This is a genomic window from Nocardioides zeae, assembly GCF_030818655.1.
Lineage (GTDB): Bacteria > Actinomycetota > Actinomycetes > Propionibacteriales > Nocardioidaceae > Nocardioides > Nocardioides zeae_A.
Map to the genome: position 1 here is coordinate 1,377,778 of NZ_JAUTAN010000001.1, position 12,918 is coordinate 1,390,695.

The window sequence follows — 12,918 nt, forward strand, 5'->3', positions numbered from 1 at the left end:
CGCGCCGTACGACCCAACTCGACGCGCGAGGGATCAGAGGCGCGAGGCCGCGGCGGCGTCGAGCCACCAGACGGTCTCGGTACGGCCGTCGACGCCCGTCGCGGGCACGTCGTGCAGGTCGGCGCCGCCCAGGGCCTCGGCCACGGCTGCGGCCTTGCCGTCGCCGCTCACGAGGAACCACACCGCCCCGGCGCGGTTGAGGGTCGCGAGGGTCAGCGTCACACGGTCCGGCGGCGGCTTGGGGGAGTCCCGCACGCCGACGGCGAGCGCCTCGGTCTCGTCGAGCTGGGGGTAGCCCGGGAAGAGCGACGCGACGTGGCCGTCCTCGCCGACGCCCAGCATCACGAGGTCCACCTCGCCCACGAGGTGCTCCTGCAGGAGCCGCTCGTACGCCGCGGCTGCCTCGTCCGCCGACGCGACGTCGGAGGCCGACGGGACGTCGTGCACCTGCGTCGCCCCGACCGCGTCCAGGAAGGCCGCCCGGGCCTGGCCCGCGTTGCGGTCGGAGGAGTCCCCGGCGACGAAGCGCTCGTCGCCGAACCAGAACACGACGTCCGTGAAGTCCACCCCGGACTCGCCCGCCTGCCCCGCCACCTCGTGGTGGATCCGGTCGGCGATGGTGCCGCCGGTCAGCACGACGTGCGGCGTGCGGCCCTCGGCCTGCACCTCCGCGAGCCGCGTCAGCAGGGCGAGCGCGACGGTCCGCGCCAGCGTCTCCGCGTCGGGGTGGACCCGGACGGTCTCCCCCCGGCTCACGACCGACGCTCCGCGCGGTACCGCTCGATGAGCGACCGCGTCGAGGCGTCCTGGTCCGCGAGGGCGTCCGCGTCCCCCGTCACCGCCGGCAGCACCTGCTGCGCCAGCTGCTTGCCCAGCTCCACGCCCCACTGGTCGAAGCTGTCGATGCCCCACACCACGCCCTGGGTGAAGGTGATGTGCTCGTAGAGGGCGATCAGCTGACCGAGCACCGACGGCGACAGCTCCGGCGCCAGGATCGACGTCGAGGGGCGGTTGCCGGTGAAGACGCGGGCCGGCACGACGTCCTCGGCCGTGCCCTCCGCGCGCGCCTCGTCCGCCGTCTTGCCGAACGCCAACGCCTTGGTCTGCGCGAAGAAGTTGGCGAGGAACACCTCGTGGACGTCGGTGTCGCCGTCGGCCAGCGGGTACGCCGGGTTGGCCACGGCGATGAAGTCCGCCGGGATGATGCGCGTGCCCTGGTGGATCAGCTGGTAGAACGCGTGCTGCCCGTTCGTCCCCGGCTCGCCCCAGAAGACCTCGCCCGTCCCCGCCGTGAGCGGGGTCCCGTCCGCGCGCACGCCCTTGCCGTTGGACTCCATCGTGAGCTGCTGCAGGTACGCCGGGAAGCGGTGCAGCAGCTGCGCGTAGGGCAGCACCGCGTGGGTGGCCGCACCGAGGAAGTCGGTGTACCAGACGTTGAGGAGCCCCATGAGGAGCGGGACGTTCTCCGCGGGAGCCGCGGTGCGGAAGTGCTCATCGATCGTGTGCAGACCGTCGAGGAACTCCGCGAAGCGCTCCGGACCGATCGCCACGACCAGCGACGTACCGATGGCCGAGGACACCGAGTAGCGTCCGCCGACCCAGTCCCAGAACCCGAAGGCGTTGTCCGGGTCGATGCCGAAGTCGGCGACCTTGTCGAGCGCGGTCGAGACCGCCACGAAGTGCCGGGCGACCGCGTCGTCGACGACCGACGCGTCAGCGCCCGCCGCACGGAGACCGTCCAGCAGCCACTGCCGGCACAGCCGCGCGTTCGTCAGCGTCTCCAGCGTGCCGAACGTCTTGCTGGCGACGATGAACAGCGTCGTCGACGGGTCGAGGTCCGCGAGCGTCGTGGCCGCGTCGGTCGGGTCGATGTTGCTGATGAAGCGGCACTCGATCGACGGGTGCCGGTAGGCCGCCAGGGCCTCGTACGCCATCACGGGACCGAGGTCGGAGCCGCCGATGCCGATGTTCACGACGGTGCGGATCCGCTCGCCGGTCGCGCCCCGCCACTCGCCGGAGCGCACGGATTCCGCGAAGGCGTAGACGCGCCGCAGCACCGCGTGGACGTCGGCGACGACGTCCTGGCCGTCCACCTCGAGCGTGGCCGTCTCCGGCAGGCGCAGCGCGGTGTGGAGCACCGCACGGTCCTCCGTGGTGTTGATGTGCTCGCCACGGAACATCGCGTCCCGTCGCCCGGCGACGCCGACCTCGTCGGCGAGCGCGAGGAGGTCGTCCAGCAGGGGACCGTCCACGAGGGCCTTGGACAGGTCCACGAAGAGGTCGCCCGCCGTGAAGGAGAGGCGTTCGGCCCGACCCGGGTCGGCGGCGAACCACCCCCGCAGGTCGGGCTCGAACGCGCCGACCCGGTCGCGCAGGCGCGACCAGGCGGCGGTGGAGGTGGGGTCGACGGGCCAGACGTGCGGTGCGCTGCTCATCGACCCCGCCTCAGGCCTTCGCCCCGTCGAGCTGGCCCTGGACGGTCTCGAGCAGCTCGTCCCAGGAGGCGACGAACTTGTCGACGCCCTCCTTCTCGAGCTGGGCGATCACGTCGTCGTAGTCGACGCCCGCCGCAGCCACGGCCTCGAGCACCGCCCGGGCGTCCGCGTAGTGCGGGCGCACCGCGTCGCCCGTGACCTCACCGTGGTCGGCGAAGGCCTGCATCGTCTTCTCCGGCATCGTGTTGACCGTGTTCTCGACGACGAGGTCCGCGACGTATATCGTGTCCCGGTACTCGGGGTTCTTCACGCCCGTCGAGGCCCACAGCGGACGCTGCCGGTTCGCCCCGGCGGCGGCCAGCGCCTCCCAGCGCGGACCGTCGAAGAACTCCTCGAACGCCTGGTAGGCCAGCCGTGCGTTGGCCACACCGGCCTTGCCCTGGAGGTCCGTCGCGCCGGCGGCCTCGAGGCGCTTGTCGATCTCCGAGTCCACGCGCGAGACGAAGAACGACGCGACCGAGTGGATCGTCGACAGGTCGTGGCCGTTGTCGCGCGCGAGCTCGAGCCCGGCGACGTACGCCTCCATGACCTGGCGGTAGCGCGGCAGGCCGAAGATCAGCGTGACGTTGACGGAGATGCCCGCGCCGAGCGTCTGGGTGATGGCCGGCAGGCCCTCGGTGGTGCCCGGGATCTTGATCATCACGTTGTGGCGGTCGACGGCCTTCCAGAGCTCCTGGGCCGCCTCGGCGGTCTCCTCGGTCTTGAAGGCGAGACCCGGCGGGACCTCGATCGACACCCAGCCGTCGGTGCCGTTCGTGGCCTCGGCCACGGGCGCGAGCACGTCGGCCGCGTCCCGCACGTCCGTCGTGGTCAGGGCGAAGACGGCCCGGTCCACGTCGGTGCCCTCGGCGACGAGCTCGCGCACCTGCGCGTCGTACCGCTCGCCCTCCGCGAGCGCCGCGGCGAAGATCGAGGGGTTGGTCGTGACGCCCACGACCGAGGAGTCCTTCACGAGCGCGGCCAGGTTGCCGGTCTCGATGCGCTCACGGGACAGGTCGTCGAGCCAGATGGAGACACCCGCGTCGGCGAGTGCGGAGAGACGGTCGGACATTGCTACCTCCTGGGTTGCGGTCTGACGTGCGGGGATGCGGGCGTACGGCGCGGGGATCAGCCCGCGACGACCCGGATGCTGTCCTGGGCGGCCCGGACGACGGCCTCCGGCGTGAAGCCGAACTCGGCGAACATGCGCTCGGCCGACGCGCTGGCGCCGTAGGTCTCGATCGAGACGACCTTGCCGTGGTCTCCGACGATGCGCCACCACGGCATCGCGATGCCGGCCTCGACGGCGACGCGCGCCTTCACGGTCGGCGGGATGACGCTCTCCTGGTAGGCCAGGTCCTGCTCGGCGAACCACTCGAGGCACGGCGCCGAGACGACGCGCGCCCGCACGCCCTCCTCGGCGAGCTGCTCGGCCGCGGCGACGGCGAGCTGCAGCTCGGAGCCGGTGGCGATGAGCACGACGTCGGGGAGGCCGCCCTCGACGTCCTTCAGCACGTAGGCGCCGCGGGCGACGCCGTCGGTGGTGGCGAAGCCCTCCTCGCCGCGCGGGAAGACCGGGAGGTTCTGGCGGGACAGCGCGAGCGCGGCGGGGCGGTCGTCGTTGCCGAGGATGGCGGCCCACGCGGCCGCGGTCTCGTTGGCGTCACCCGGGCGCACGACGTCGAGGCCCGGCATCGCACGGAGCGCCGCGAGGTGCTCGATCGGCTGGTGGGTCGGGCCGTCCTCGCCGAGACCGATCGAGTCGTGGGTCCAGACGTAGGTGACCGGGAGCTTGCTGAGCGCCGCCACGCGTACGGCGCCGCGCATGTAGTCGGAGAACGTGAGGAACGTGCCGCCGAAGACGCGGGTCAGGCCGTCGGCCGCGATGCCGTTCATGATCGCGCCCATGCCGTGCTCGCGGATGCCGAAGTGGAGCACCCGGCCCTGGAGCGGGTCACCCGTCCAGTCACGCGTGGAGCGCGACTCCGGGATGAAGGAGGGGGCGTCCTTGATGGTCGTGTTGTTGGAGCCCGCCAGGTCGGCGGAACCGCCCCACAGCTCGGGCATGACACCCGCGATCGCGTTGATGACCTTGCCGGACGCGGCACGCGTCGCGACGCCCTTGGGGTCGGCCGGGAACACCGGGAGCGCGTCGACGAGGCCCTCGGGCAGGTCGTGCGCCTTCAGGCGGTGCAGCAGCGCCTCCCGCTCCGGGTTGGCGGCGGCCCACGCGGCGTACTTCTCGTCCCACTCCTTGCCCCACGCCGCGCCGCGCACGGTGAGGCTGCGCGTGTGCTCGAGCACGTCGGCGGGCACGTCGAAGGTCGTGTCCGGGTTCCAGCCCAGCACCTCCTTCGTCGCCGCGACCTCGTCGGCGCCGAGGGCGCTGCCGTGCGCCGCCTCGGTGCCCTGCGCGTTCGGCGCGGGCCAGGCGATGACCGTGTCGAGCACGATCAGCGACGGCTGGTCCGTGACGCCGCGGGCGGCCTGCACCGCGTCGTACAGCGCCGGCACGTCCTCCTCGTAGTGGTCACCGCCGTTGGTCCAGTCGACCGTCTGCACGTGCCAGCCGTAGGCCTCGTAGCGCTTCGCGACGTCCTCGTTGAACGCCACGTCGGTGTCGCCCTCGATGGAGATGCGGTTGCGGTCGTAGATGACCACGAGGTTGCCGAGCTTCTGCGTGCCGGCGATCGAGCTGGCCTCGCCGCTGACACCCTCCTGCAGGTCGCCGTCGGAGCAGATCGCGAAGACGTCGTGGTCGAAGAGGCTCTCGCCCAGTGGGGCGTCGGGGTCGAGGAGGCCGTGCTGGCGGCGGGCGGCCATGGCGATGCCGACGGCGTTGGCCACGCCCTGGCCGAGCGGGCCGGTCGTCACCTCGACACCGGCGGTGTGGCCGTACTCCGGGTGGCCCGGCGTCTTCGATCCCCACGTGCGCAGCGCCTTGAGGTCCTCGATCTCCAGGCCGAAGCCGCCGAGGAAGAGCTGCGTGTAGAGCGTGATGCTCGAGTGGCCACACGACAGCACGAAGCGGTCGCGGGCGATCCAGCTCGGGTCGGACGGGTCGTGGCGCATGACCTTCTGGAAGAGCAGGTACGCCGCGGGGGCCAGGCTCATGGCGGTGCCCGGGTGACCGTTGCCGACCTTCTGGACGGCGTCCATCGCCAGGACCCGGGCGGTGTCCACCGCCTTCCGGTCGAGGTCGGTCCAGTCCAGCGTGCTCTCGGTCACAGGGATCCTCTCCGGGGGTGGTGGCGCGTTCGTGGGCGCGGCAGGCGTGGGATACGGGTGAAGATCCTCCACGGACTCCCGGTACCCACTTGCCGCCACGGCCGATGCCGAGCCTACTGCCGCCTCGGTCTAGACTCGACCCCGCACTGGACCGCCCGGACCGCCCGCTCCGCCTGCCGGAGCCGCTCGGCCCCAGACCGCTTGACGAGGACCCCTGTGACGCACGCCGGCCAGTCGTCCACCTCCGCTCGCACGGAGGAGGACCCCGTCGTCGTGACGCCGGAGCACGACCTGCATCCTGTTCCGGTGTCCGAGTCGCTTCCGCCCGTCCCTCCGGGCTCGCTGAGCGAGGAGGAGACCGCCGACGACCTCGGTGTCCGTGACGAGCCGGCTCCCGCCTCGCGCGCGACCCTGCGCGATGTCGTCGCGGCGTACGTCGGCCTCACCAAGCCGCGCGTGCTCGAGCTGCTGCTGCTCACCACGGTGCCCGTCATGTTCTTCGCCGCCCGCGGCGTGCCCGAGCTCGGCGTCGTGCTCGCCACCGTCGTCGCAGGCTCCATGTCGGCGGGGTCCGCGTCGGCGCTCAACTGCGTCTACGACCGCGACATCGACGAGCAGATGCGCCGCACCCGGCGCCGCGCGCTCCCGCGCCACATCGTCACCCCGCGTGCCGCGCTCGTCTTCGGGCTGACGCTCGGCGTGCTGTCGACGCTGATCTTCTGGGTCTTCGTCAACCCGCTCTCCGCCGTGCTGTCGCTGTCGGCGAACGCGTTCTACATGCTCGTCTACACGATGTGGCTCAAGCGCCGCACCACCCAGAACATCGTCTGGGGCGGTGCCGCCGGCTGCTTCCCGGCCCTCATCGGCTGGACCGCCGTCACCAACGAGCTCGCCTGGCCGCCGGTCGTCTGCTTCCTCATCGTGTTCCTGTGGACGCCGCCCCACACCTGGGCGCTGGCGCTGCGCTACCGCGAGGACTACGCCAACGTCGCCGTGCCGATGCTGCCCGTGGTGGCGCCCGGCGCCGTCGTCGGCAAGCAGATCGTGCTCTACACCTGGGCGACCGTCGCCATGTCGCTGGCCCTGTGGCCCGTCGCCGGCACGGGACTCTTCTACCCGGCGGCCGCCGCCGTCCTCGGCGTCGTGTTCCTCGTCGAGGCGCACAAGATGTGGGGCCGCACCCGCCACAGCGACCAGCTCAGCGTCATCAACCCGATGCGCCTGTTCCACACGTCGAACCTGTACCTCTCGCTGCTGTTCGTCGCCATCGCGATCGACCCGCTGCTGATGCGCTGAGGCTCTGCTTTCGGGCCTCGCTCCGCTCGGCCGTGCCCGCAGCGCTCCGGGCTCCTGTCCCTCGGTCGAACCCGGCCACGCCTCCTCCACTGCGCTCCTCCGGCGCATCCGCCCCTCCCTCAGGACACGAGCGCGCCGCGGGCGTCGGGAAGTGCCGTGCGGCAGCGCGCCAGCTCGCGGTCGTGGTGCCAGGCCTGCGGAAACCGGCGGCCTCCCACCACGACCGGGCAGGGGGTACGGCGCGGCGCCGGGCGCGCGGCGTACTCGCCTTCTGCGTGGGTGAGAACTGGGCGGCTGGGGCGCTTCGCACCGAGTCCGGGCGGCCCCAGGCGAACAGTTCCAGGCACCGACAATGCACCAGCTCGCGGTCGCGGTGCCAGACCTGCGGAAACCAGTGGCCTCCCACCACGACCGGGCAGGGGTACGGCGCGGCGCCGGTCGCGCGGCGTACTCGCTCCTGCGTGGGTGAGAACTGGGCGACTGGGGCGGTTCGCACCGAGTCCGGGCGGCCCCAGGCGCACAGTTCCAGGCACCGGCAACGCGCCAGCTCGCGGTCGTGGTGCCAGGCCTGCGGGAACCGGCGGCCTCGCACCACGACCGGGCAGGGGTACGGCGCGGGGCCGGTCGCGCGGCGTACTCGCCTTCTGCGCGGGTGAGAACTGGGCGGCTGGGGCGCTTCGCACCGAGTCCAGGTGGCCCCAGGCGCACAGTTCCAGGCCCCGGCAACGCACCAGCTCGCGGTCGTGGTGCCAGGCCTGCGGGAACCGGCGGCCTCCCACCACGACCGGGCAGGGGTACGGCGCGGGGCCGGTCGCGCGGCGTACTCGCCTCCTGCGTGGGTGAGAACTGGGCGGCTGGGGCGCTTCGCACCGAGTCCAGGTGGCCCCAGGCGCACAGTTCCAGGCCCCGGCGTCAGACGCGCGCGACCCGCACGTCGGGCTCGGCGACGATCGTGACGGGGCGGAACGCCCGCACCACGACCCAGGTCAGGGCAGCGGAGGTGACGGCGGCGCCGAGCATGTGGAGGGCGACGAGGCCGACGGGGAGCCCGGTGAAGTACTGGACGTAGCCCACCAGGCCCTGCGCGAGCTCGACCGCCAGGAGCGCGGTGACCGCCCGGGTCAGCTGCGTGTCGCCCCGACGTCGCGCGACCACGAGCAGGGCCACCGTGAGCGCGACGAGCGCGTAGACCGCCCACGCGTGGACGTGCGAGAAGGTCGCGGGGTCGAGCCCCGTCCGGGGCGCGTTCTCGTCGCCGGCGTGGGGGCCGCTGCCGGTGACGATGGTGCCGAGGTAGAGCACCACCCAGCCGACGGCGAACGCGGCGATCGTGAGCCGTCGGACGAGCGGAGGCGTGGCCGGCGCCGTCGCCCGCGCGGCGGAACCCCACACCTCGGGGTGCCGCACGTGGTCGAGCAGCACCACGCACAGCCCGATCATGGCCAGCGACAGCAGCAGGTGGAGCGCGACGATCCACGGGTTGAGGTCGGTGAGCACGGTGATGCCGCCGATGACGGCCTGCGCCGGGATGCCGAGGCCGATGCCGAAGGCGATCCACGACGCCCGCCGCGACGTGGCGCGCCACGCGGCGAGGAACGTCAGCAGCGCGATCGCCGCGAGCACGAAGGTCAGGAGCCGGTTGCCGAACTCGATGGCGCCGTGGATGCCCATGCTCGGGTGCGCGGCGTAGGACTCCTCCGTGCAGCGCGGCCACGTCGGGCAGCCGAGCCCCGAGCCCGGTGAGCCGCACGACGGCGCCGGTGACGACGATGCCGATGTTGGCGACGAGGTTCGCGACGGCGAGCCACCCGAGGTGCCGGTCGGCGAGGCCGTCCAGCCCGGGGCGGGGCGGGGTCGAGCGCGGAGCGGTGGACGGTGCGGCGGGGGACATCTGGCTACTCCCAGCGGAAGAATCGGGACACGGCTGCGGCGCCGGCGACGGCCCACGCCACGAGGATCAGGAGGGGGACGACGGCCACCCGGCCGTCGATGAGCGCGGCGCGCATCGCGTCGCCGAGCGCCGCCGAGGGCAGCACGGCGAGGAGGTCTCCGGCCGCGCCGTACGAGGCCCGCGGAAGCACCACGGCGCCGCCGACGAGGAGGAGCAGGTAGACGAGGTTCGCCGCGGCGAGGGTCGCCTCGGCCCGGAGCGTGCCGGCCATCAGCAACCCCAGCGAGGCGAAGGCGGCAGCGCCGACGAGCACCGCGAGCACGGCCGCCAGCACGCCGACGACACCGCCCCCCGGTCGCCAGCCGAGCGCGAGCGCCACCGGCACGAGCACCACGCCCTGCACGACGTGGACGACGAGGATCGCGCCGAGCTTGCCGAGCAGCAGGCCGTACCGGGGCAGGGGAGAGGCGCCCAGCCGCTTGATGAGGCCGTAGCGCCGCTCGAAGCCCGTCGCGATCGCCAGCGAGGTGAAGGCGGTCGACATCACCGCGAGCGCCAGCACGCCGGGCGTGAGCACGTCGACCGCACGTCCGTCCAGCTCGATGCCGCCGCGCCGCCCGGCGACGACACCGCCGACGAGGGCCATGACGGGGATGACGAGCGCCACGAGCAGCTGCTCGCCGTTGCGCAGCATCAGCCGCGTCTCCATGAGGGCCTGCGCCCGCACCTGGCGCGCGAGCGGCGCCGCTCCCGGCGCGGGGGCGAACGTGCCGGCGCTCATCCCGCGGCCCCGCTCGGCGTCGGCTCGGTGAGCACACGCCCGGTGAGCTGGAGGAACACGTCCTCGAGGGTGCGCTGCCCCAGGGTCAGGGACTCGGGCAGCACCCCGTGCTGCTCGCACCAGGCGGACACCTTCGCGAGCGTCGAGGCGTCGGCCGGTCCCGTGACGAGGAGGCTCTGGGCGTTGATCGTGGTGACCTCCGTGGCCGGGCCGAGCGCGGTCTGCAGCGACGCCGGGGCGTGCGGCGGGAACGGCTTGGTCACCACGAGCCGCACGGTCGTCGCGCCGCCGGCGCGGGTCAGCTCGTACGGGGTGCCGCTCGCGATGAGCCGCCCACGGTCGATGACGTGCACGTGGTCGGCGAGGCGCTCGGCCTCCTCGAGGTAGTGCGTCGTCAGCACGGTGGTCACGCCGTCCGCCCGCAGCTCCTCGAGCAGCTCCCACGTCGTACGACGGATGGCCGGGTCCATGCCCGCCGTCGGCTCGTCGACGAACAGGAGCTCGGGCCGGCCCACGAGGGCCGTCGCGAGCCCGAGGCGCTGCTGCTGCCCCCCCGAGAGGCGGCGGAAGGGCGTGCGTCCGCACTCCGCGAGACCCAGGCGCTCGACGAGCAGGCCCACCGGCAGGGGGTCGGCGTGCAGCGCGGCCACGTGGCGCAGCATCTCCTCGGCGCGCACCCCCGACCAGGCACCGCCGGCCTGCAGCATGACGCCGATCCGGGGGAGCAGGGCGCGCCGGTCGCGGACGGGGTCGAGGCCGAGGACCCGCACCGTGCCGGTCTGCGGCCGCCGGTAGCCCTCGCAGGTCTCGAGCGTGGTCGTCTTGCCCGCGCCGTTGGGGCCGAGGACGGCGGTGATCGTGCCGGCCTCCACCCGGAGGTCGAGGTGGTCGACGGCGAGGAGGTCGCCGTACCGCATCACCAGGCCGTCGACGGCGACGGCAGGAGGGGGGGACGGCACCGTGCCAGTGTAGGAGTCCGGCCGCGCCCGCCCGCCCCGAGGCTCGGTCCCGGCCGCCTCGCGAGGGGTTAGGTCACCCTTGCTTGAAGGGCCGGGACGAATAACGTCACACTGGCGTAGTGGAAATGCTGCGAGGTGCTGCGATCGCCGGTCCCCCCGGGGCCGACGACTCCGACGCACCCACCCGCGCGCGGGTGGTCCGCAGCATCCTGGAGGCCGGTCCGTCGACGGCGGCGCAGCTCGCCCAGCGGCTCGACCTGACGCCCGCGGCTGTCCGGCGCCACCTCGACCAGCTCGTCGACGACGGCAGCGTGGAGGTGCGCCAGCAGCGTCCCGGCGGTTCCCGGGGCCGCGGTCGCCCCGCCCGGGTCTTCCACCTGACCGACACGGGCCGCCAGCAGTTCGACCAGCAGTACGACGACCTCGCCGTGCAGGCCCTCCGCTTCCTCGCCGAGACCCAGGGCGACGACGCGGTCCTCGACTTCGCCCGCCGACGGGTGGCGTTCATCGGCCGCGACTTCGGTGCCGTCAGCGAGGCGCACCCCGGGCTGTCGCCCGCCGAGGTCCTGGCCCGCGTGCTCACGCAGGAGGGGTACGCCGCGAGCGTGCGCGCCTCGCCCGTGGGCGACCAGCTGTGCCAGCAGCACTGCCCGATCTCCCACGTCGCCGCCGAGTTCCCCCAGCTGTGCGAGGCGGAGACCGAGGCCATCAGCGAGGTGCTCGGCCGTCACGTCCAGCGCCTCGCGACCATCGCGCACGGCGACGGGGTCTGCACGACCTGCATCCCCGACCTCCCGACCACCCGCGACACCGACCTGATCGACCGTCCGACCCCCGACGAGAACGGAGCGTCCGCATGACGTCAACCCCGAGCATCGACGAGCTCAACCCCGGCCTCGAGGGCATCGGCCGGTACGAGTTCGGCTGGTCCGACTCCGACGCCGCCGGCGCTGCCGCGCAGCGCGGCCTCAACGAGGACGTCGTCCGCGACATCTCCTCCAAGAAGAGCGAGCCCGGCTGGATGCTGGACCTCCGCCTCAAGGGCCTCAAGCTCTTCGACCGCAAGCCGATGCCGACCTGGGGCTCCGACCTCGGCGCGATCGACTTCGACAACATCAAGTACTTCGTGCGCTCGTCCGAGAAGCAGGCCACCAGCTGGGAGGAGCTGCCGGAGGACATCAAGAACACCTACGACAAGCTCGGCATCCCCGAGGCCGAGAAGCAGCGCCTCGTCGCCGGTGTCGCCGCGCAGTACGAGTCGGAGGTCGTCTACCACTCGATCCGCGAGGACCTCGAGGAGAAGGGCGTCATCTTCGTCGACACCGACACGGCGCTGAAGGAGCACGAGGAGCTCTTCAAGGAGTACTTCGGCACCGTCATCCCCGTCGGCGACAACAAGTTCTCGGCGCTCAACACCTCGGTGTGGTCCGGCGGCTCGTTCATCTACGTGCCCAAGGGCGTCCACGTCGACATCCCGCTCCAGGCCTACTTCCGCATCAACACGGAGAACATGGGCCAGTTCGAGCGCACGCTGATCATCGCCGACGAGGACTCCTACGTGCACTACGTCGAGGGCTGCACGGCGCCGATCTACTCGTCCGACTCCCTGCACTCGGCGGTCGTCGAGATCATCGTGAAGAAGGGCGCCCGCGTCCGCTACACGACGATCCAGAACTGGTCGAACAACGTGTACAACCTCGTCACGAAGCGCGCCACGTGCGAGGCCGGCGCGACCATGGAGTGGGTCGACGGCAACATCGGCTCGAAGGTGACGATGAAGTACCCGGCCGTCTACCTCATGGGCGAGCACGCCAAGGGCGAGACGCTGTCGATCGCGTTCGCCGGCGAGGGCCAGCACCAGGACGCGGGCGCCAAGATGGTGCACGCCGCGCCCCACACGTCCTCCTCGATCCTGTCGAAGTCGGTCGCCCGTGGCGGCGGTCGCACGTCGTACCGCGGCCTGATCCAGGTGAACGAGGGTGCGCACGGCTCCAAGTCGAACGTGCTCTGCGACGCCCTCCTCGTCGACCAGATCAGCCGGTCGGACACCTACCCCTACGTGGACATCCGCGAGGACGACGTGTCGATGGGCCACGAGGCGTCGGTCTCCAAGGTCTCCGAGGACCAGCTGTTCTACCTGATGAGCCGCGGCCTGGCCGAGGACGAGGCGATGGCGATGATCGTGCGCGGCTTCGTGGAGCCGATCGCCAAGGAGCTCCCGATGGAGTACGCGCTCGAGCTCAACCGCCTCATCGAGCTGCAGATGGAGGGCGCGGTCGGCTGACCCGG

General features: G+C 72.5%; 10 protein-coding genes. 3 read left to right on the forward strand and 7 right to left on the reverse strand.

The features are described 5' to 3' along the window. Window positions 1-33: 33 nt before the first annotated feature. From pgl to tkt, 4 genes are read right to left on the reverse strand one after another with little or no spacing between them, the layout of a single operon-like run. Window positions 34-756 carry a 6-phosphogluconolactonase gene (gene pgl / locus QE405_RS06575; protein ID WP_307199404.1) on the reverse strand — a complete coding sequence of 241 codons (723 nt, stop codon included), beginning with the start codon at window positions 754-756 and terminating at the stop codon, window positions 34-36. Continuing rightward, the gene (gene pgi / locus QE405_RS06580; RefSeq protein WP_307199405.1) at window positions 753-2,435 is read right to left on the reverse strand and encodes a glucose-6-phosphate isomerase; all 1,683 of its coding nucleotides are present in this window, start codon (window positions 2,433-2,435) and stop codon (window positions 753-755) included. The genes pgl and pgi overlap by 4 nt, the downstream gene beginning before the upstream one ends. A gap of 10 nt (window positions 2,436-2,445) precedes the next feature. Continuing rightward, window positions 2,446-3,546, reverse strand: a complete 1,101-nt coding sequence (tal, locus tag QE405_RS06585; RefSeq protein ID WP_307199406.1) for a transaldolase — start codon at window positions 3,544-3,546, stop codon at window positions 2,446-2,448. Window positions 3,547-3,602: 56 nt separating this feature from the next. After that, window positions 3,603-5,702 (reverse strand): transketolase, encoded by a 2,100-nt coding sequence (gene tkt, locus QE405_RS06590; RefSeq protein ID WP_307199407.1) that lies wholly within the window; start codon window positions 5,700-5,702, stop codon window positions 3,603-3,605. Window positions 5,703-6,044: 342 nt separating this feature from the next. Between tkt and QE405_RS06595 the strand changes: the two genes are divergently transcribed. Next, a complete protein-coding gene (locus QE405_RS06595) occupies window positions 6,045-6,998 on the forward strand; it encodes a heme o synthase (RefSeq protein ID WP_307205629.1) in 954 nt (317 codons plus the stop codon). A 912-nt stretch (window positions 6,999-7,910) separates the two neighbouring features. On the opposite strand, the gene QE405_RS06600 is transcribed toward QE405_RS06595, so the two are convergent. The 3 genes from QE405_RS06600 to QE405_RS06610 are packed head-to-tail and all read right to left on the reverse strand — an operon-like array spanning window position 7,911 to window position 10,629. After that, window positions 7,911-8,945, reverse strand: coding sequence for a COX15/CtaA family protein (locus tag QE405_RS06600; protein WP_307199408.1), 1,035 nt, complete (start codon window positions 8,943-8,945; stop codon window positions 7,911-7,913). Further along, a complete protein-coding gene (locus QE405_RS06605) occupies window positions 8,894-9,670 on the reverse strand; it encodes an ABC transporter permease (RefSeq protein ID WP_307199409.1) in 777 nt (258 codons plus the stop codon). The genes QE405_RS06600 and QE405_RS06605 overlap by 52 nt, the downstream gene beginning before the upstream one ends. Beyond that, on the reverse strand, window positions 9,667-10,629 hold the full coding sequence (locus tag QE405_RS06610; RefSeq protein ID WP_307199410.1) for an ABC transporter ATP-binding protein: 963 nt from the start codon (window positions 10,627-10,629) through the stop codon (window positions 9,667-9,669). The genes QE405_RS06605 and QE405_RS06610 overlap by 4 nt, the downstream gene beginning before the upstream one ends. A gap of 125 nt (window positions 10,630-10,754) precedes the next feature. On the opposite strand from QE405_RS06610, the gene QE405_RS06615 reads away from it, so the two are divergent. Next, window positions 10,755-11,489 carry a helix-turn-helix transcriptional regulator gene (locus QE405_RS06615; RefSeq protein ID WP_307205639.1) on the forward strand — a complete coding sequence of 245 codons (735 nt, stop codon included), beginning with the start codon at window positions 10,755-10,757 and terminating at the stop codon, window positions 11,487-11,489. Continuing rightward, window positions 11,486-12,913, forward strand: a complete 1,428-nt coding sequence (gene sufB / locus QE405_RS06620; RefSeq protein ID WP_307199411.1) for a Fe-S cluster assembly protein SufB — start codon at window positions 11,486-11,488, stop codon at window positions 12,911-12,913. Before QE405_RS06615 ends, sufB begins: the two co-directional genes overlap by 4 nt. Window positions 12,914-12,918: the final 5 nt, after the last annotated feature.